Annotated in this window: 15 protein-coding genes; 10 read left to right on the plus strand and 5 right to left on the minus strand. The window is 49.0% G+C overall.

Annotation, left to right across the window (positions count from 1 at the left end; translation table 11 throughout):
• Window positions 1–67: 67 nt before the first annotated feature.
• The gene (locus LQV63_RS30075) at window positions 68–955 is read right to left on the minus strand and encodes a helix-turn-helix domain-containing protein (protein WP_233699472.1); all 888 of its coding nucleotides are present in this window, start codon (window positions 953–955) and stop codon (window positions 68–70) included.
• Between the two features lie 303 nt (window positions 956–1,258).
• Here LQV63_RS30075 and LQV63_RS30080 point away from each other — a divergent pair, with 303 nt between their 5' ends.
• Both LQV63_RS30080 and LQV63_RS30085 read left to right on the plus strand, forming a co-directional pair.
• On the plus strand, window positions 1,259–1,408 hold the full coding sequence (locus tag LQV63_RS30080) for a hypothetical protein (protein WP_233699473.1): 150 nt from the start codon (window positions 1,259–1,261) through the stop codon (window positions 1,406–1,408).
• 46 nt (window positions 1,409–1,454) lie between these two features.
• Complete coding sequence (locus tag LQV63_RS30085) at window positions 1,455–2,549, plus strand: ETX/MTX2 family pore-forming toxin (protein WP_233699474.1); 1,095 nt, start codon at window positions 1,455–1,457, stop codon at window positions 2,547–2,549.
• A 146-nt stretch (window positions 2,550–2,695) separates the two neighbouring features.
• Here LQV63_RS30085 and LQV63_RS30090 read toward each other — a convergent pair whose 3' ends face one another.
• From LQV63_RS30090 to LQV63_RS30105, 4 genes are all read right to left on the minus strand, one after another.
• Window positions 2,696–3,286, minus strand: a complete 591-nt coding sequence (locus tag LQV63_RS30090; protein ID WP_233699475.1) for an NAD(P)H oxidoreductase — start codon at window positions 3,284–3,286, stop codon at window positions 2,696–2,698.
• A gap of 44 nt (window positions 3,287–3,330) precedes the next feature.
• A complete protein-coding gene (locus LQV63_RS30095) occupies window positions 3,331–4,161 on the minus strand; it encodes a MerR family transcriptional regulator (RefSeq protein WP_019419946.1) in 831 nt (276 codons plus the stop codon).
• 25 nt (window positions 4,162–4,186) lie between these two features.
• A complete protein-coding gene (locus LQV63_RS30100; protein ID WP_019419947.1) occupies window positions 4,187–5,407 on the minus strand; it encodes a GNAT family N-acetyltransferase in 1,221 nt (406 codons plus the stop codon).
• 205 nt (window positions 5,408–5,612) lie between these two features.
• On the minus strand, window positions 5,613–6,035 hold the full coding sequence (locus LQV63_RS30105; protein WP_233699476.1) for a nucleoside/nucleotide kinase family protein: 423 nt from the start codon (window positions 6,033–6,035) through the stop codon (window positions 5,613–5,615).
• Between the two features lie 191 nt (window positions 6,036–6,226).
• Here LQV63_RS30105 and LQV63_RS30110 point away from each other — a divergent pair, with 191 nt between their 5' ends.
• The 8 genes from LQV63_RS30110 to LQV63_RS30145 all read left to right on the plus strand — a co-directional run bounded on the left by LQV63_RS30110 (window position 6,227) and on the right by LQV63_RS30145 (window position 18,861).
• On the plus strand, window positions 6,227–6,892 hold the full coding sequence (locus LQV63_RS30110) for a hypothetical protein (protein ID WP_233699477.1): 666 nt from the start codon (window positions 6,227–6,229) through the stop codon (window positions 6,890–6,892).
• Complete coding sequence (locus LQV63_RS30115; RefSeq protein ID WP_233699478.1) at window positions 6,889–8,391, plus strand: contractile injection system protein, VgrG/Pvc8 family; 1,503 nt, start codon at window positions 6,889–6,891, stop codon at window positions 8,389–8,391. The genes LQV63_RS30110 and LQV63_RS30115 overlap by 4 nt, the downstream gene beginning before the upstream one ends.
• A 40-nt stretch (window positions 8,392–8,431) precedes the next feature.
• Window positions 8,432–9,568 carry a pentapeptide repeat-containing protein gene (locus LQV63_RS30120; RefSeq protein ID WP_233699479.1) on the plus strand — a complete coding sequence of 379 codons (1,137 nt, stop codon included), beginning with the start codon at window positions 8,432–8,434 and terminating at the stop codon, window positions 9,566–9,568.
• A 35-nt stretch (window positions 9,569–9,603) separates the two neighbouring features.
• A complete protein-coding gene (locus LQV63_RS30125) occupies window positions 9,604–10,173 on the plus strand; it encodes an imm11 family protein (RefSeq protein ID WP_233699480.1) in 570 nt (189 codons plus the stop codon).
• Window positions 10,174–10,211: 38 nt separating this feature from the next.
• Entirely contained in the window at window positions 10,212–10,709 is a 498-nt protein-coding gene (locus LQV63_RS30130) for a DUF4280 domain-containing protein (protein WP_019419953.1), read from the plus strand.
• A gap of 29 nt (window positions 10,710–10,738) precedes the next feature.
• Entirely contained in the window at window positions 10,739–16,921 is a 6,183-nt protein-coding gene (locus LQV63_RS30135) for a DUF6531 domain-containing protein (RefSeq protein ID WP_233699481.1), read from the plus strand.
• 66 nt (window positions 16,922–16,987) lie between these two features.
• Window positions 16,988–18,304 (plus strand): RHS repeat domain-containing protein, encoded by a 1,317-nt coding sequence (locus tag LQV63_RS30140; protein WP_233699482.1) that lies wholly within the window; start codon window positions 16,988–16,990, stop codon window positions 18,302–18,304.
• 26 nt (window positions 18,305–18,330) lie between these two features.
• On the plus strand, window positions 18,331–18,861 hold the full coding sequence (locus LQV63_RS30145) for a hypothetical protein (RefSeq protein WP_233699483.1): 531 nt from the start codon (window positions 18,331–18,333) through the stop codon (window positions 18,859–18,861).
• The last annotated feature ends 293 nt before the right edge of the window (window positions 18,862–19,154 follow it).

The raw sequence follows: 19,154 nt of genomic DNA on the forward strand, positions 1-19,154 counted from the left end.
CGTTGAGCACTTCTCTCTGCACTTCACCCAGATTTGGAATTATGCAAAATGCTCATGTAAAAAGTCATTATTTTTTCAGTTCAAATTCTTTTATTTTATTTTCCACAAAATGTTTGGAGTTATACTGTTTTTTGAGCTTGAACAGCATAATGGCTTGTTCGAAATCTTCTAATGCCGATTCGAAATGGTTTGAAAAATAGTGATTTAAGCCTCTTTCGTAATATAGTTCTCCAAAAAGATAAAGAGAATTATATTTTAAACACTGCTTGATTCCTTCATTGCAGCAGCGTATACAGTTGTGATAGTCATTATTTCTTGATAAGGAACGCGCAAACGCGTATATATTTTTAATGGGCAGCGTCCTGTCTTCTATATAATAATGTTTATGAATATGGCGGTACGTCCATTTTAAAATCCGCAACGCTTGGCGGTTTTGATTGGCTTCAGACAATAAAATGCCAATGCTATTAATAATCGTCAATTCCTGTTCGGAACAGAATTTTAAACATTTGCAAGTTTTTCTCAATGCTGTTTTCAACAACATAAAAGCCGTATTCAAATCTTTTTTGGAATAGTAAAGGGATATGGCTTTCGCCCATAAGAGGAATTGCTGATCTTCGGGAGCTTCGAAAAGATGGCTCTCATCTTCCAGTATCTTCAATACTTGTCCGTAATCATTTTCTTGTATAAAGGATTGGACAATAAATTTAATATTATTTTTGTAGTTTAAATTAGAGTCGTCTTGGATATCAAATAAACACTTTACATTCACTCTTAATTTTTTTGACAATAAGTATAAGATGAAGCCAGATGGAACCTCCCGGCCATTTTCAATGTTGCTGATATGAGGTTGCGTACAGATCCCCTTTGCCAGAGCCTGCTGACTTAATCCTTGTTTCAAGCGCAAATCCTTTATGATTTTCCCAATTTCAATGGCGTTTAACGTATAAACCATATAGTTCCCCTCTTCATATTTATACAATTTTACACTCATTTATCAGATGTTGGAGAAAACATGCTTGTCCTGCTGCGGTATTTCGATTCCTCCTTTTGTATTATTTTCGGAATTAACCGGCTTCATTTTAATGGCTTCGGTAAGGTTTTTTTGGATATCTGTATCGATTGGCGTGGCATTCCTAACGGTTTTCACATTTTTGGAACACAATATAACTATCCTTATTTATAGATTGAGCTCCAATCATGTTATCGTTAAGTTGTAGTGGATATAACAAATAAATGTAAAAAGGGGGAGTTAGAAATGAAGAAAATGTCGAGTGTCTTTTTGATTTTCGCCTTATATTTTGGCTTTCTGCAAGTTGATTCGCCCAACACCGACTCATCACCAACGCCAGTAACAATGGAACGGAGTGATCATCATCTGATTGGCGGACATAGGAGCTTAAAATAAGCAGCGGAAATGGCACGGATGGATTAGAAATAAGGAGGACGCACAAATGCTTGGAAAAAACAAGAAAAAAGTGATTGCTAGCGCTGTAGCATTAAGTTTGATGCCGGTAGGTGCTTTACCGGCCATTGCTGCTGATTTCGATACGAATCGGAGTAATGCCAGTTCATATTCCAGCGCGAGCCCTTATGCGGCAGAATCTTATATCGATACTGTCTATTTGAGAATGAAAGATAGGGATACCCAGTCCAAATTGACACACAAACCTATTAATATGCAACAACAAATATTGGACAGTTGGTTTTTAGCTAGATTCTGGATACTGAAAGACCAAAGCTCTCATCAAGCCAATCGTTTTATATCATGGTACAAAGCCAATCTTGCAAGTCCCAAAGGTTATGATAGTATCGCAGAACAAATGGGATTAAAAATTGAAGCTACAAATGACTTGGATGTATCTAATGTGAATTACACATCAAAAACGGGCGATACGATATATCGCGGTACTTCTGAATTGACGAACTTCACGTCAACAACTCAAAAAATGAAAACGGACAGTTTTCAAAAGGATTATACAAAATCTCAAGCTACTTCAGTAACGAACGGCATGCAGTTAGGGTTTAAAGTGGCGGCCAAAGGTGTTGTTGCTTTAGCAGGCGCCGATTTTGAAACAAGCGTTACTTATAATTTATCAACTACCAATACGGAAACCTTCACAGAATCGGATAAATATACGGTTCCTTCACAAGAAGTTTCGCTTCCAGCGGGGCATAAAGCTATCGTAACTCACGATTTGAGAAAGATGGTATACTCAGGAACACATGACCTAAAGGGAGACTTGAAAGTAACCTTCAATGACAAAACTTTGGTTCAAAAGTTCTACTATCCTAACTATAAAGAAATTACTTTGAATGATGCACGTAATACAATCAATGCTATAAGTAAATGGAATGGATGGAAGGATATTGATTTGTATCAATTAATGGGATACAACAATTATTTGAAGAATGGAACTACTTTATATATAGATACCCCAGCACAGTTCACCTTTAATGGCGCCACACCTTATTATAGAGCAACCTTCAAAGAATATGATAAGAACGGCAATTTGGTTCAAAACAGAGCACTAATGGAAACCTATTAAGATAAGTTGAATAAAACAAAAATAGTGGGGGTATCGATCGCCAGGTCACTTCGAACGATACCCCCATCCGTATTTTTTTGTTGTCAACCTTGACAGGCTTCTTAGAAGTCAGGTCGGCACCAAGATTTTTGCATGTTCAAGTCTACTTAAAAAGTGTGTCCGATCCGGTACGCCTCGTTCAATAGAGCGGAGAAATGAGCCTCGTTCTTCTCTTGCTGGCCTTCAGCGAATTCCCCGATCGTATTGTACATAAAGTGGACGTTGGAATCTTGAACGCCGGTATATCCCGCCAATCCGACGTTGAGGTGCTGCTGCACCAGCAAATGATACTCCCGCTTTTCGAATTTGGCCTGAGTCTCGCCAACCAAGGCGATCCATCTTATTTTTTGAACGGGCAATTTGGCTGGACCATATGCAAAGCCATAGTTCCACACCCGATCAAAATATCCTTTCAAGATGGCAGGAACGCTGTACCACCATATAGGGAAAATAAAGGCCAAGGCATCGCTTGCTCGGATTCGATCCATTTCGCGCAGCACTTCGTCCGAATATGCTTTGCTCGGATTATTCCAGTCAGGCTCGTCTTGCGGGTACAATAGCGGATTGAATCCTTCGGCATACAAATCGGCGATTTCATATTCATGTCCAGCCTCGATCAATCCTTCAGTGAAGCGCTTCGTCATGCTCGACGTGAGTGAATCTGTTCTGGGATGGGCAACGACTACAAGTATTTTCATTAGGCTTCCTCCAATTTCATCTGAGAATAGCCTTAGTCTAAACCCTACAACGATTGTAGGGTCAAGGGGTTTATTTGAACTCGCAATTCCCACACACTGACATCGTTATTATTGTTGGGCAGGACGGTGTAACAAAATTCGTAAATGTCGCTCACTGCCTCGATTCCATGCTTCAAAATATGTTGACGCAGCAAGCTGTAATAGGTTGGAGATTTCGCATAGCTGTCCTCAATGAGAAGAGTCAAATAAGTGCCTTCGTTCATATGGTGAGGCTGAAAACCTTCCGGAACCACCGTCGGGTTGACCAGCAATAAATACGAAGCCTTCGTTCGTTCATTAAAGAAAGCGGGCTGCGTCACAATAAAGCCGGGTTCCACGTTCAAATAATCGGTCTGATTGGAAAAGGGCAGGAAGGAGCGGTAATATTCCGTTTCCTGCTCCTTATATGTCGACACGTCAATCGGTTTGCAAAATAGTTCTCTTGCCTCGCATTGCTGAATGGAAATCTCATTTTTAGGCTGGGCTTGCAGCGCCAAGAAATGATGGCGTTTGGCTTCAAGTTCTATTTTCAACGTTTGCAGTTCCCGCATTTGTTGCTCAAGCCGTTCTAATTGGACGACATAGACTTGATCCATTTTATCGACGTTCCAATCTGTCGACGTCAACTCTTTAATTTCGGCGAATGGAATCTCCATGCTTTTGAACGTCTTGATCTGATGCAGAAGCGGAAGCTGATGCAGGGCGTAGTATCGATATCCTGTTTCCTGATTCGTATGAACCGGAGAAAATAGACCTATTTTATCGTAGTATCTCAGCGTCTGCAGAGGAATGTTAAAAATAGATGCTATTTCCCCGATCCGAAAATAGGATTCCATTTCGCTTCACCTCCCCCCTAATCAATCAAAAGTAATCGGAGAAATAAGGCTGCTGGCGAATGATCAGCTTCTCGAGCAAATTGACGGTGGCTTCATTCGCCTGAAAGCGGCCGATCCGTGCCAAGTAGGACGCTCGTTTGTAGCCCATGAGCATCGTGGTCAAGGTTTGGATATCAAATTCAGCGTCTCGGTTGCTCCCGCCTTTTGTCAAATGTCCTTTGCCATCCTTATCCACTGCCAGAGTGAAGATACCTTGGTTCCATTCCAGCATCGGATCGTGCAGAACGAAGGTGAACTGGCACTCGGTTTCTTGCGGCTGAAACGGGTACTGCTCTAGGAACAGGCTGATATCGACAATGCGTGCCATATAGTAAGGGGCGATGGTTTCCTTAATATCGCCATCATCCAGCAAGAAAGCGAGAGGTTCATCTGTATAGATGTGCCCCTTGACACGGGTTACCATGGAGAAGTGGGCACTGATGAAATTCCATAATCCCGTCCTTGCTTCTTGGTTGACGAACACCATTTCTTTCATATAAAAGACTTCTTCGGCAATCCAGTACAGCAGATAGCCCATCGGCTGATGATGGCTGTCATAATAGATAGCTACCGTCATATCATCGAGGTCCCAACGCAAATATTCTTCCCACGCCAACTCGTTGCGGAACATAGCCCCGTGGGTTTGCAAGGCGAAGCGCTGATAGACCTGTTTAATGTCTGGATGCTCGATCGTCACGCGCTCGACATTGCCGGGCACGGTCTTCAATTTCGGCAATTGGGTGTCTTTCACTTCGAACGATATTTTATCGGATATCATTTCCCAGCCTTTGCGGCGGTAATAGGGGATGGAATAAGGATACAGATAAGAAATCGACTGTTTTCGCTCACGCATATTTGTCAGCGCTTGGCGCATTAGCTTGTTCATCAAGCCAAGATTGGCGTATTCCGGGTAGGTGCCGACCCCGGTCAGTCCGCCCATTTCGTATATTTGTCCGAAAATATTGACCTGAAAAGGGTAAACGGCGAGCTGCGAAATCAAATTATCGCCATCGAACCAGCCCAATACATCGGCTTGCTTCAGCACGGGCAGCTTGGCCTGCGCAATTTCTCTGTTCTCCCAGCCCAATGCTTGCAAATCATGATTGGTCACTTGAAACACATAGCGCAATAAATTGTTGAATTGCTCTCCGTGCTTCGTTTCAACTTCCTTCATTTTGAGTCTCTCTTGCAATTTCTGGCGACTCATGAGTATAACCTCCAATTGTTCATCACACTACATTTGTAAAAGTAGTTTAAAAAGCTATTTTTTCAACCACTTGTAGTTTTAATCATACACGAAAGTTTACGTAAACAAGAACTCCACGTTCCACATTTAATCGGTGCAGGGCTCATGAATTGATTAGTAAAGGCATCCAGGTTCAAGCCTGGATGCCTTATATGCCGGACTTCGATCAAGGTGAAGCTGGATTCATGCGGCTGTATATCCAACTGCAAATGATGTGCTTCGCAGTCCTTTCCATCTGGTGGTCATTGATGATGATATCGGCAAATTTTTTCGTGGGAAGCGCAAATTCAATCTCGCGATGCTTGGCGGCGTGCAAGTAGTAGGTCGCAACCTCCTCCATGCTAACTCCCCAGTTTTTCATATTTCTGCTTATTCTGCGATACAACCGTTCGTCCGCATCCGCATCAACAAATATCTTTAAGTCCAGTATTTCCCTAAGCTCTGCAAAATATAGCGCAAATATGCCTTCAATGATGATGACATCGGCCTTGTTGTCCGTGGTGCGCACCTCGTTCACATCCTTCATGAACGCGTCATAGTTCAGTACATCGGGATGGTTAAAATCGTCATATTGCATATTGGCTTTCATTTACAAGCTTTTTTAGAAGACTTGCTCAATGTTTTTCTAAAAAATAGAAAATGTAGACAAAAAAACCTGATAAATGTTCCAAAGATTGCCGATATCATATTTAATACTCGATTGGATATTTATTCAATTTAAGAAGGGGAAATGGGCATCAAGTGTCAGAAGCTAGCACCATTCAAGGAGGGGGAATTCAGATGAAGCATCTGGACAAGAAGATTATTGAACTGGAAAAAATGAAGAAAAATGTGGAGCAGCGGGATATCCACGAACAGCAGGCCGCTCAAGCGGAAGCAACGGGGCAAGACTCTGCGCAAGACAATCAGCAAGCAGATTACGCCGAGCAGGAAGCGCTTTGGCAGCAGGAAGTTAGAGAAGGGATTCACAATGGTCGTGTTGAGATCAATGGTTCCCAAGTGGAGTTCGAGAAGATCGGTTTCTTTCAGCCGATCCTTCACCTCTTGTTCCCGAAAGACTTTCTCATCTGCACGTTCGATACCGAACAACAGAAGGTATTTCAGAACGAAGCTCACGCAGTGAACGTCATCCTGCAATATACCGATCATCCTGGGCAAGAAATCAATATGGAGGCCATGAAGCCGGAGATGATCCGGAACATGAAGAGCATGGAGCTGCACACAGAGTGGGTGGACGACGGGGTGAAGGAAGTGAATGGGCAACGGATTCACTATTGCTCGTTTTTGAATCCGGTGGCGCACGGGAAGGTATTTAACTTTTTATTTTTTGTGGATGTTGGCCGGAAACGACTGATTGGCAACATCAATTGCAATGGGAAGTACGGCAAGCTGTGGACTTGCATAGCCCAAGAAATGATCGATTCAGTGGAGGTGGCGAACGGATGAGCGTATCTCTATTATCCTATCAAAATGTGAGAGTAGCGCCCTTTGATCATATGCAGCTGCTGGAATTGAGAATGATTCAGCAGGTGAATGAACATGGAAAATTAACCTTCACGGGCGTCATTTCAGAAGAGCACAAAGACAATGATCTTTATGCGATCAATGAACAGACGCCCATTGAAGTGAAGCAGATTCTGGAGCAAGGCGAGGAGCGGGTGTTGTTCTCCGGGATTATCACCGAGATGCGCATCGAGAAATCGCGTGATGTCTATTCCATCCATGCGGAAGCGCTGACGAGCACGGTAATGCTCGATATCCGCGTGAAGAGCAGGTCCTTCCAGGATGCATCGATGAATTACGGCCAGCTTGTCCAACAGATAGGCAAAGATTATTCGAACTACGATGTGAACTATACGGCGGACAAAAATCCGGGTATCGGAAATTTGGTCATGCAGTACAAGGAAACGGATTGGGCATTTCTGAAAAGGATGGCCTCCCGTCTTGACACAGTCGTGGTTCCGGCCGAGCAATTCAAAGATATTAAGTTCTTCTTCGGATTACCGGAATCTGGCGCGGTCAAAAAGCTGGAAGAGTTCAATTATATCGTCAAAAAGAAGTTGGGCGATTATATGACCTATCACAAAAACATCCGGTCGGATGTGCAGGAGACTGATTTCATATTTTATGTGATTACAACCGACCAATTGCTGCATGTAGGGGATGCCGTGGACTTTCAGAAGGCACGGTTATATGTCGAGAAGGCCGTGTCCACCATGGAAAAAGGAAGGGTCATGCACCAATATACGATTACAAGCCGAAAGGGATTGAACCGGGAGCAGCCGTATAACGATGCTATTCGGGGAGCTTCCGTAGGCGGCACGGTTATGGCGATCAACAGAGACAAGGTAAAGGTCCAACTGGATATCGACAAGAAGCAGGATGCCGGCAAGGCGTATTGGTTTCCTTATTCTACCGTATATGCGTCCGCAGACGGCAGCGGCTGGTACTGCATGCCCGAGGCGGGCGACAGTGTTCGAGTGACGTTTCCGAGCCAGCGAGAGGAAGAGGCCTTCGCGATCAGCTCGGTCAATTCATATGCGGGAGAGCTGCCGGGGGCAACGCCGCAAGGAGCTCAAGGTACAGGGGCAGGATCGGGCGGGGGCTCCCAAGGCGGGGGTTCTCAGGATCGGATGGCTGATCCTAACGTTAGATATTTTCGCAATTCGTCAGGCATGGAGGTCACGCTGGCTCCCAGTCATGTGCTCATCTCCGCCAACAACGGACAAGCGACGATCATGCTGGATCAGAGCGGATCAGTTACGATCGTCGGCCAGAACGAAGTCTCGTTGACGTCCAAAGAAACCGTGAACATCCGAGCGGACAAGACGCTGACGATGACGGCTAGCGAGGAAATTACGATTGAAAGCCAAAAGGGCGGCAAAATCGTGCTGAATAGCGGGGGAGATACGGAGCTGAAAGGAAACGAAGTCTTTACGAACTAGTCTGGCAATAGGGCGCTCCGCGCAGAAAGGGAGATCCGTTGTGACAAGAGACGAGGCGCTGCGGCATTGGCAGCAGACTGCCGTAACCGAAAAACGCATGGAGCAAATGCTGGCTCTCCACCAGCTCGTAATGGCGCAGAGGGACAGACTGGCTGACGAATTTACGGAGTCGTTCAAGCGAATGTGTGTGGAGATCCGCCGTATGCAGGATCAGAAACGAAAAGGAAAGATCAAGTTTATCCAATATGCCGTGTTGCGAAACCGGCTCTTGAGCGGGGACCACATCTGCCGAATTTGTGCGTATGACGGGCAATGGTATGGGGATGCGGCGGAATGTGCCGCCGAATACGACGCCGGATGGGTTTTAACTTACTTGGATGAATTCGAACGGTATATTTCAGCGAAACGAAAAATGTATGTCGGGAAGATTTTGCCCGCCGACGTGGCGTCCATCATCCGGAAGGAAACCGTGTGGTATATGGCCTATATGATCAAGCTTGCAAGATATGCGATGAAACAGGCGGTTCGCACCGACGAGTTCGCAGCTATCGACAAAGAAGACGAACTATATGTTCACGTCGGCGAATACAAGGACCGAAGCGAGCTGGTGTACAGGCACGATTCACGGGTGAAGGACAGCCGGGAACTGCAGGAAATGTTCTCAGCTGGCAAAAGAACCGAATACGTCTATGAAGTGTTTAGCGGCTTGGATTTCAGCGGCATGTATTTTAAATTGTTGAACTTCAGCTTTGCCGATTTCTCTGAAAGCATGCTTGCCGGCAATTTGTTGTGGGGCTGCGCGTTCATTGGCGCGGATTTCTGTGGCGCCAATCTGGAAGGAGCCGATCTGAACAACAGCATCGTTCATGGCGCGAGCTTCAGAGGAGCCAATCTGCGAAATTGCAAGCTGGAGCAGATACAGGCGGGATTGACCTTTCCTACGCAGGAACAGCTTCACATCCCGCCATTCATGGAGACAAGCTTTGCGGGCGCGAATCTGGAAGAGGCGAGCTTCAAGGGAGCCGATGTCAGAGGAGCGGATTTTCGGGGAGCGATGTTGAAGAACACGAGCTTTGCGGATGCGGATTTGGAGGGAGCGACGTTTTTGGCAGGGGATGTGAAGCATCTCGACCTGAACGAAGCACAATTGCAGCGCATCTTGATCGTCGAAGCTTGATGGACAGAAGCTCCGCAAAGGGACCGGGAGGGAATATGGAATATTTCATCATTTCGCAGGACGAGAACGTGGAAAATATGATCCGATTTGCCGGTTTGAAATCGACTAACAAAACAATAGAGGTTACGCCGGAGCAGGCGGACGACATTCATGACATTACCGTGGTATTTGTGGAAGGCAGCGCAGATAGCGTCTATCCCGATTATATCGGCAAACCGGTCGTATTCGTGGCGGATGAACTGAAAAAGGTGCTGGAGCTGTATGATCCAGGGCTGGTATTCAAATGCGCCATCTTATCGAATCCGCAGCACAGCATGCAAAAGGTATATTGGCTGCTGCTGCTTCCTAGGGTGGACTGCTTATCGGAGCATACGGAATTTTACAAAACAGGGGCAGTCAAAAGCATCGTAATCGATCATGCGAAGGCTGCCGAGCATGCGATCTTTCGGGTTCAGGGCTTGCTTGAAAAACACGTCATCATCAATCTCGATGTGGCGGAGAGCCTGTTAAGAAGAGACTTGTTGGGTATGCGTCTGGAAAAGGTGCGGAGCCACTGCGCGGCAGAACCGGCGTTGTCCGATGCGGAAGCGGAGCAGCGAGGATAAGGCGGTTCATTGAAAAGGAAAGTCAGGAGGGGATTGTAATGGAGGAAATGATGGATGGTGGAGGCGGCGAACAGAAGGAGCCCAAATATGTTGTACACGGCGCGTATTGCATGTGCACCCAAGGGACGCGTCCGGCCCGGCTGGTCGTTCCCGCCAGCCATGGGGATTACATTCATGATCAGCCGCAGCTGAATGTCGAGGATCGCGTTCCAATGACTAACATCAGGCCGTTTGGCTTATGCCAAAGCACGGAAAATCCCGCTGTACAGGCCGTAATTGCTGCGCTGCCTCCTATGCCGAAGCAAGAGGAGGCAGGATGGTTCGCCAGTCTGTTCATTAAAAAGGAAGCGCCGCCCCCAGAAGAGGTTCCGGCGCCTGTATGCGTAGCGATGTGCGTTCCGAATGTGACGATGCCTTGGCAATCAGGGAAAGACAACGTATCGATCGGGGGATCGGACGCGCTGCTGAGCACCTGCTGGAATTCATGCACGTATGGAGGAGTCATAACGATAATTCACGATGGGCAAAGGGAGTAGCTAACCTAAGGGAGGAGGGAAGGAAGAGGATGAGGATTAGATACGCGGGGTTGATTCTCGATATTCAGGTTGATTTGCAAAGCCTGACCGGACTTACCCTGACCAAAGAGGTTAATGAGCATGTGCAGCTTCAATTCAGCGCCATCATTCCGGAGGAGAAGAAGGATAGCTGCATCCATGAACTTGAATTCGGCGCTCCGGTCGTCCTGTATCAAGAGCTTGAAGACAGTGGGGAGCGGAAGGGGGAAGACAGAAGCAACCAAGGGGAAATTCTGTTTCATGGCATGATTCGCAATGTGGAAATCCGGTGCATACGAAGTGTGTATGTGTTGGAAATTGACGCCGTGTCCCATACATACGCTTTAGATATGGAACGGAAAAGACGTTCCTTTCAACAAGTGGACATGACCTACCGTGAGGTGATTGAGCAGGTTCTGAAGGAGGAGCCGAACGCCTATTTTCAGGATCACGCTTCTGAAGATGCGAAGATCGGCCGGCTCATCGTGCAATATGAGGAGACCGACTGGCAGTTTATTAAGCGGCTTGCATCGCATTTTGAGGCCGTTGTCGTGCCGGATGCAGCTTCGGGATCAGCTCGCTTCTCGCTTGGTGTTTCTACGGATCATGAGCCTGTCGATGTAGCGGACGATCAGTATGTCATCTGGAACGACCTGCGCCGCTGCCTTTTTGCCCAGACGAATGAGAACCCTGAACTGCGGGACACGGATTTTATCAGCTTTGAGGTGGATACGCTAGCCTCACTTCCCCTGGGGGGACGAGTGAGCTTTGGACGGCGGTTGTTCGTCATCCGCCGAGCAAGGGCCATCGTACAGGATGGCATATTGCAGTACACGTATACCTTCTGCACTGCTGACGGCGTAAGGCAAGGTTATATCGCCAATGCCCGGATTCAAGGGGTGTCCCTGGAAGGTAAAATTACCGAGATTTCGAGAAATCAAATCCGGCTGCATCTCGGCATTGATCCTGCGCACGCGCAGGGCAGCACGTGTTGGTTTCCTTACTCCACAGGCATAGACAACCAGATTTCGTACCTGATGCCGAAGCCGGGGTCTCAGGTCATGCTGCATTTTCCGACGATGAATGAAGGAGAAGCGATCGCCATCGGAGCGGTCAGGAAGGGAGCGGAGCAGAGCAAGTATGGGCATAAAATGTCCGACCCGCAGAACAGAGCCCTCAACAACGACACGGGCAAAGAAATGCGGCTGAGCGCCCAAGACATCGTGTTCAGCGCCAATGACGCAAACAGCATCAAGCTGCGTCTGTCGGGAGACGGTGTCGTGGAGATCGTCTCCGATACCGACTTGTATGTGCGGGCCTTCGCCGATATGACGATGGGAGAGAGCGAGAGCGCAAGTGCGGCAGCGGACGCGCCTCCGGTCGTTCCGAAGCGGATCGCCATCACTGCGGGTGAGGACGTGTTCATTAGCCGCAGTCCAGGGGAGTTCGTCGATCCCGCACACGCCATTGCGATACAGGATATGACCTATGTGATGGCTGCAAAAATCATCTATTTGGGTGAGCCGGGTAAAGCGCCGGCAGAGACGTTCGACGACAGCGCGCAGCTGGCCGAGGACGCCAAATTGATGAAAGAGGTCAACGATCACGCGCTGGCCTATCGGGAAGCCTGCATTGCCAAGGCGGAGCAGGCGAAGAGCAAATTCGGGTTCGGTGCGATCGCCTTGGTGGTCGGCGTCGTTGCCGTAGCAGTCGCCACTGTGGCAACGGGGGGCGTTGCCCTTCCCCTCATTGTCGGCGTTGCCGGAACCGTCTCCGCCGCTGTAGGGGTCAGCGAGATTGCGGAGGGGCGGGAGGATTTCGCCAAGGCTCAGGTGGGAGACCTGTCCCAATCCCACAACTTCATGCGGGATACCGTGCTCGGCGGCAATGAGGAGCTGTACAATATCGTCAAATACGGCTCGGTGACCATCTCCGTTCTGGGCGGGGGATTCATGCTCGGCGGAACGACCGTCCTGACCGGCGGATTAACCGGCGGGGCCATCAATACGGCAATTACGGCGATATTCGATCCGTACGATCCCTTGAATGGCAGTCAGACAGGGGAAGGCTTCTTCGGTCATTATTTGAAAAGCTTTTACAATGGCGCACTGGCGGGAACGATCTCTGGCGGCATATTGAAAGGGATACCGTGCGGATCGGGGATGCTGACCCAGTTCGGGGGCAGATATACGGCGAGCTTCGTGTCATCGAACGTGCTGGAGATCAGCAATACCGGCGGCGCGGATCTATTCGGCAATGCGGTGCGCAGCGTCTTTGGCGCAGCGTTCTCTTTTGCGGGAGGCAAAAATCCGTTCGGCAAATACGGAGCGGCGGTAACCGGAGATATGACCGGGGAAACGGCGATGCAGCTGTGGAAAAATGGAAATATCGATACAGCAACCTTTTTGAGCCAATTGAAGATGTCCTTAGTAAGCAATGTGGGGAATCTGGTTACTAAGGGAGACCCGATCGATGTTGCCAAAGGAAGGTTCTACCTGCAAGCGACCGATCTGGTCGTCCATGATATCGGAGACACGCTGGAGCTGACCCGAAGCTTTAACTCGCTTAATCCATTCGTCGGCATGATGGGCAGAGGCTGGCTGTTTGCCTTTGAGAGCTCGCTGACCCGGCTGGAGGATCGCATGTTTCTCATCTGCACGGACGGGCATTATGAGAGCTTTGTCAAGCAGGGGGACGTATGGAAGAACGAACGGGCGGGAGCGCTCGATTATCGCCTGAGCGAGGAACCGGCAAGAGGCCGGTATGTCGTCAAGCACAAGCGGCAGACCTACGTCTACGACGGGGCTACCGGACGGCTGGAATCCATCAGCGACCGCAACGGCAACCAGACGACGCTTGCTTATGACGAACAGGGCCTGCGCACGTTGACCACACCGGGCGGCAAGGTGCTTGCCTTTACATGTGAAAACGGGAAAGTTATTAAAATTGTGGACAACATTGGCCGCAAAGTCGAGTACCGATATGCAGGAGAGCTGCTCATTGGCGTGACGTACCCGAACGGGGGCGCAGTCGCGTATGCCTATGACGAGGAGGGGCGTATCCTTTCCATTACGGATCAAAACGGCCACACCTATGTCCGCAACGTCTACGATAGCGCTGACCGGGTCATTCGGCAGTACGATCAGGAGGGCCATGTCACAGAGATCGCGTATGACGAGCGGGCAAGGCTCACCACCTTCACGTTCCATGCGACCGGAGTGGTGGAGAAATACAAATACAACCGCAATTATTTGGTCACCGAAATTCATTATGATGACGGTACACATGAAGCTTATACGTATGACCAATATCAGAACAAAGACAGCCACACCGATGCGAGCGGGGCTATCACGCGTTGGGTGTACGACGAATACGGCAATTTGCTTGAGGAGGCGCAACCTGACGGAACGAAGGTGCTGCACCGGTACGATAGCGACCAGAACCGGATCAGCACGATGACGAACAGTGGAAGCGACACCGTCTATACTTATGACGAACGTGGCAATCTGCTTGAGGAAAAAGCGTCTATCGATGATGCGGATTATGCCGTCACCACGTATACGTATGACGCGCGCGGCATGCTGCTGAGCCGGACGGATCCGGCAGGCCATAAGACAAGCTTCCGGTATGACGCGAAGCATACGGATGCGCCGACCCTTGTTCAGGATGCGGAAGGCCAGCAATTCAGGTACGGCTATGACGAAGCGGCCCGGATGACGAGCATAACGACCGCTTATGGAACGGTGGAGTTTGCCTACAATGCGATCAATCAACGGACGCGCATCACCGACGCCGAAGGCAACACCACCCTCATGTTCTACGATCCGATCGGGAACTTGATCAAGAAGGTGCTGCCGAACGAATATATCGAGCAGATCGGCAGCGGCAAAGGGACGGAGTACCGCTATGACTTCATGGACCGGCTCATTCGGACAACCGACCCGATGCAGAACGAGTATCGCGTCATGTACGACATTCATGACAACCTGCTGAAAGAAGTCAATCCGAACCATTACAGCCGAGCTGCCGATGACGGTGCGGGGATGGAATACGTGTACGACCATAGGAACCGCCGGATCAAAACCTTGTACCCGGACGGCGGGATTGCCCGTACGAAATACGACGCCGCCGGAAATGTGATCAAGACCATCGATCCTGAGCGATATGATCCTGAGACGGATGATGGCCCGGGCACCGAATACGCTTATGATGCAATGAACCGCCTCATCCAGATTACCGACCCGGCAGGCAACATCAGCAAGCGATTCCTGTACGACAGCGCTGGACGGGTGGTCAAGTCCATCGACGCCAAAGGCTGGATGAGCGCCAAAACGGATGAAGAGCGCTTCGGCACATTGTATGCTTATAACCGGATAGGCTGGCTGACCGAAAAACGGGAGCCGGTGGAGGCAGCGGACGGTACGATTCTATACAAGCTGACTCTGTACCGCTACGACAAAGCGGGCAATCCGATCGAAGAGAAACGGACGACGGAGCATGTCGGTGAGACTGGATACGCGAGCCGATACAATAGCATCTGCTATCGTTATGACAAGCTGGGCCGGGTAAATCTGATCTACGACGACACGGGTGCAGAAGTCCGCTACACCTACGACTGCCTGAATCAGAAAACATCCGAGCGGCGCAAGCTGAGCGCGCAAAAAGTCCAGATCACCCGCTACGAATACAATGCGGCGGGACTGCTTGAGCGCAAGCTGGATCTAATAGACGTGGAAGATTTGGCGGAAGGTGCGAAGAAGGCAAATGACGGAGACAAGATTGCCGCAGTGACTTCCTATTCGTATGACCGGAACGGCAATGTTACCAAGCTGATCGTGCCGGAAGGGTATGAGACCGAGGCCAGCTATGATATGGCTGGGCGGATCGTTCAGATCAGCCGCCGCGAGAGCAAGCACGCCAAGGCAAGAAGCGTCTACTTCAAGTACGACCGGGCGGGCAATGTGCTGGAGGAAACGGATACGAACGGAAACCGCGTCACCTACGACTATGACGTGATGAACCGGCAAATCCGCATCACCGGTAAGCGGGGCGACACGACGCGGCTGTTCTACGACAAGACGGGCCAAGTCATCAAGCATGTAGCGCCGAATCAATATAATCCGCTTACCGATGATGGCGAGGGCACGGTCTATCGCTACGATGCGTTGAACCGACTGACGGAAGTGTCCGATGCGTACGGCCACATCGTGGAGCAGAACCGGTACAATCAAGCCGGAGAGTTAATCCGCAAGCAGAGCGAAGGGATCGGCATCGAATACACGTATACGATTGGCGGCCGGGTGAAGCAGATCCGCACCGAGGAGGCCAGCGCCCGGGGCAAGGTGAGCCAGGAATATACCTACGACGCGGCCGGCAACATTACGGGCATCGTGGACGGCGAGGGGAACGCGACCCGGCATACCTTGGATGCGTGGGGGAACATCAAGGTGCTTACCCGCGCGGACGGAAGCGAAGAGCGATACAGCTACGACCGTGCAGGAAATATAACAAGCTCGACGGACGGCAACGGGCACACGACCTTGTACCGTTACAACAGTCTGGGCAAGCTGGCCGCCGTTGAGGACCCGTCGCAGCAGGCGCTGGTATACCAGTACGACAAGCAGGGCCGCTTGGCGCGGCACATCGACCGCAACGAGCGCGTCATCGAGTACGCATACAACTTCGACGACCAATTGGTGAAGCGCAGAGAAGCATCCACCGGCGCGGAAGAAGCCTATATGTACAACGACGACGGCACCTTGAAGACGGCGGTCAACGCGCATGTGCGGTATGACTATACCTACACGCCGGATGGCAAGCTGACGGCGAAGTATATGAGCGAGCCTCAGAGCGGAATCCATCGCAAGGGCGAAGGGAGCCAGCCGAAATGGTTCCAGGGCACGCAGTCCGGGCAAGGTGCGGATGGAGCGAGCGGACGAGGCGGACAGCCATGGCCAAGCGGTGTGCACGGTCTGGTCGGCTCCGGCGCGCGCAAAGTGTTGGAGTATCACTATGACGCAGATGGGAATATCACCAGACAAACCGACGCAGCGGGCAGACATACGGAATACCGCTATGATAAAATAGGCCGTATCGAAGAAGTGCTGCAGGGACGGGATAGCGTAGCGAAATACAGCTATGGCGAAGGCAGCCGCATCGCCTCGATCCTGTATGGCAGCGGCGTCAACGTCTAATACGGATATGATGGGGACGGCCATATAACGAGCCTACGGGCGGCGAGTCAAGAAGGCCAGGACCTGATGCGGCACACCTATAGCTACGACAACAACGGCAACCAGATTGCCAAGATGGAGCAGCATCAGCTCACCTTGTACGGCTACGACCGTTTGAACCGCCTGTTGGAGGCGGATTACGGAAGCGGAGCGCAAGAGTCGTTCAGCTACGACCGTGCCGGGAACCGCATTCGCCGCGTGTTGGACGGGCAGACAACGAGCTATACCTACGACAGCCGCAATCGGTTGTTGTCGTTCTTGGAAGAGGATAGTCGCCAAACCGAGTTCGAATACGATCGCCAAGGCAATATGGTCTCGGAACGATCCGGCAGCGGCACCACGACCTATTCGTACGATGCGTTCAACCGGACCGCCAAGGTGGAGAAGCCGGATGGCAGCCATATTCACCATGAGTACGACCCCGAGGGTCTGCGCAGCCGCCTCCGCGAGAACGGCGTCACCAGCCGCTTCGTGTATGACGGATGGAGCATGGTCAACGAGCTGGACGGGGAACATAACGTCAAGGCATCCTATGTCCGCGGCCATGAATGGCTGGCGCAGGTGGATGGCAAGGGAGATTCCTACTACTATCTGAACAACCAGCACGGCGATGTCGCGCACATCACGAACCGCCTCGGCGGAATCGTAAACAGCTACGAGTACGACGCGTTCGGTCGCACCTTATCCGCCACAGAAGGCATCCCGAACCGCTTCCGCTATGCGGGCGAGCAATTCGATCACACGACGGAGCAGTATTACCTGCGCGCGCGGTTCTATAACCCTGTAATCGCCCGGTTCACCCAGGAGGACGAATACCGCGGCGATGGTCTGAATCTGTATGTGTATGTCGGGAACAACCCGATTAATTATGTGGACCCGAGCGGGTACAGCAGCCAGTCTGTTGGATGTGGTGGTGGTGGCAAGAAAGAAGGGCCTTATGAGGGGACGGGTGAAGCGGGCGTAAGTAAGGTTGATGGATGGTTAGTTGGGAAAAAAGGCGAGGTTAATTGGAAGAGCAGACCTAACTTTGGACATACTTTTGAAACACATGGTGCAGGTAATAAGAATTTAGAGTCATTGAAAGGACGAGCAAGAACTGTTAATGAACTAGGAAAAATGACAGAACAAGGTCAATGGCTTGATAATCAAAAAACAGCAGAATTTCTAAATTCGTACGGTAAAGTTGATAAGCCAACCATTGTTGATATACCAGAGGGGTTAGGACAAGTAATAAAACCATCTTGGGATATAATACCAGCTACAAAAGCAGTTATTATCCCTAGTTCAAAAACGGGTAAACTAATAACTTCATATCCTGTAAGTGAAGCATTTAAATTGAAATAGTAATTGAAAAAAGGAGGAAAAATTCAATGTTTAGAATGTATTTACAGCATAAAAACAACTTTGACAAATTGACTATTGAAGAAAAAGAATATGATGATGATCTTGATGATGAAACTAGTATAATATCTGACATTTGTAAATATTTACATCAAACTAAAAATATTGAGTTTATTGTTTCAGGGTTTGGAAGTGAACTTTGGCCAGTAGATTGTAATTTCGACCTTCCATTGATTATTGAAGAATTGCCAGAGATAATTCAAAATTTCAATAAAAATGAATACAACTTCCGCTTAGGTTTTTATGAGCAGGGTGTAATGAGGGAGATAGGCTTTAGAGAGGAAGGTGGAAAGATGCAGTTAGAATGCAAAAGTTTAATACCTGGATGGTTACCATCACCTTCGCACATAGTAATGGAAAAGTCAGACGTGAAAAAAATGCTAGAAGAATTGTTTGAAAATTTTATTGCTTATAGCAAAAAGGTATGTCCAGAACTACTAAATGAAAAACTTTTTAGGGATTGGATTTACCTTAATAATATCTCTTATATGTTAGAATAAGGTACAAAGTGCTTATGAAACCTCAGAGGGGAAAATTACAATTCACTAAGCACAACAGATTATTGGGTTCACAGGTAAAGCTAAGCCTTGCAAATTTATTAAATCAGGTCTTATTGGAGATATATTCTCTGTTGAGACCTGTTTCTTTTTGCCCCGCCCAAGACAAGAAAAGCGGCGGGGCTACCCAGTGTCGAATGAATCACCTTTACGACTATGAATAAAAGTAACCCTAGTGATACCAGGAGGCCACTGAAAAAGTCCCTTAGTCCTGAAAGAGACCATTCTTCATTTTT

The sequence above is a fragment of the Paenibacillus profundus genome (assembly GCF_021369635.1).
Classification (GTDB): domain Bacteria; phylum Bacillota; class Bacilli; order Paenibacillales; family Paenibacillaceae; genus Paenibacillus_B; species Paenibacillus_B profundus.

Excerpts from the sequence above, each read along its gene's own strand:
- LQV63_RS30075 (WP_233699472.1), bottom strand. The coding sequence starts at position 955 with ATGGTTTATACGTTAAACGCCATTGAAATTGGGAAAATCATAAAGGAT.
- LQV63_RS30080 (WP_233699473.1), top strand. The coding sequence starts at position 1,259 with ATGAAGAAAATGTCGAGTGTCTTTTTGATTTTCGCCTTATATTTTGGC.
- LQV63_RS30085 (WP_233699474.1), top strand. The coding sequence starts at position 1,455 with ATGCTTGGAAAAAACAAGAAAAAAGTGATTGCTAGCGCTGTAGCATTA.
- LQV63_RS30090 (WP_233699475.1), bottom strand. The coding sequence starts at position 3,286 with ATGAAAATACTTGTAGTCGTTGCCCATCCCAGAACAGATTCACTCACG.
- LQV63_RS30095 (WP_019419946.1), bottom strand. The coding sequence starts at position 4,161 with ATGGAATCCTATTTTCGGATCGGGGAAATAGCATCTATTTTTAACATT.
- LQV63_RS30100 (WP_019419947.1), bottom strand. The coding sequence starts at position 5,407 with ATGAGTCGCCAGAAATTGCAAGAGAGACTCAAAATGAAGGAAGTTGAA.
- LQV63_RS30105 (WP_233699476.1), bottom strand. The coding sequence starts at position 6,035 with ATGAAAGCCAATATGCAATATGACGATTTTAACCATCCCGATGTACTG.
- LQV63_RS30110 (WP_233699477.1), top strand. The coding sequence starts at position 6,227 with ATGAAGCATCTGGACAAGAAGATTATTGAACTGGAAAAAATGAAGAAA.
- LQV63_RS30115 (WP_233699478.1), top strand. The coding sequence starts at position 6,889 with ATGAGCGTATCTCTATTATCCTATCAAAATGTGAGAGTAGCGCCCTTT.
- LQV63_RS30125 (WP_233699480.1), top strand. The coding sequence starts at position 9,604 with ATGGAATATTTCATCATTTCGCAGGACGAGAACGTGGAAAATATGATC.
- LQV63_RS30130 (WP_019419953.1), top strand. The coding sequence starts at position 10,212 with ATGGAGGAAATGATGGATGGTGGAGGCGGCGAACAGAAGGAGCCCAAA.
- LQV63_RS30135 (WP_233699481.1), top strand. The coding sequence starts at position 10,739 with ATGAGGATTAGATACGCGGGGTTGATTCTCGATATTCAGGTTGATTTG.
- LQV63_RS30140 (WP_233699482.1), top strand. The coding sequence starts at position 16,988 with ATGCGGCACACCTATAGCTACGACAACAACGGCAACCAGATTGCCAAG.
- LQV63_RS30145 (WP_233699483.1), top strand. The coding sequence starts at position 18,331 with ATGTTTAGAATGTATTTACAGCATAAAAACAACTTTGACAAATTGACT.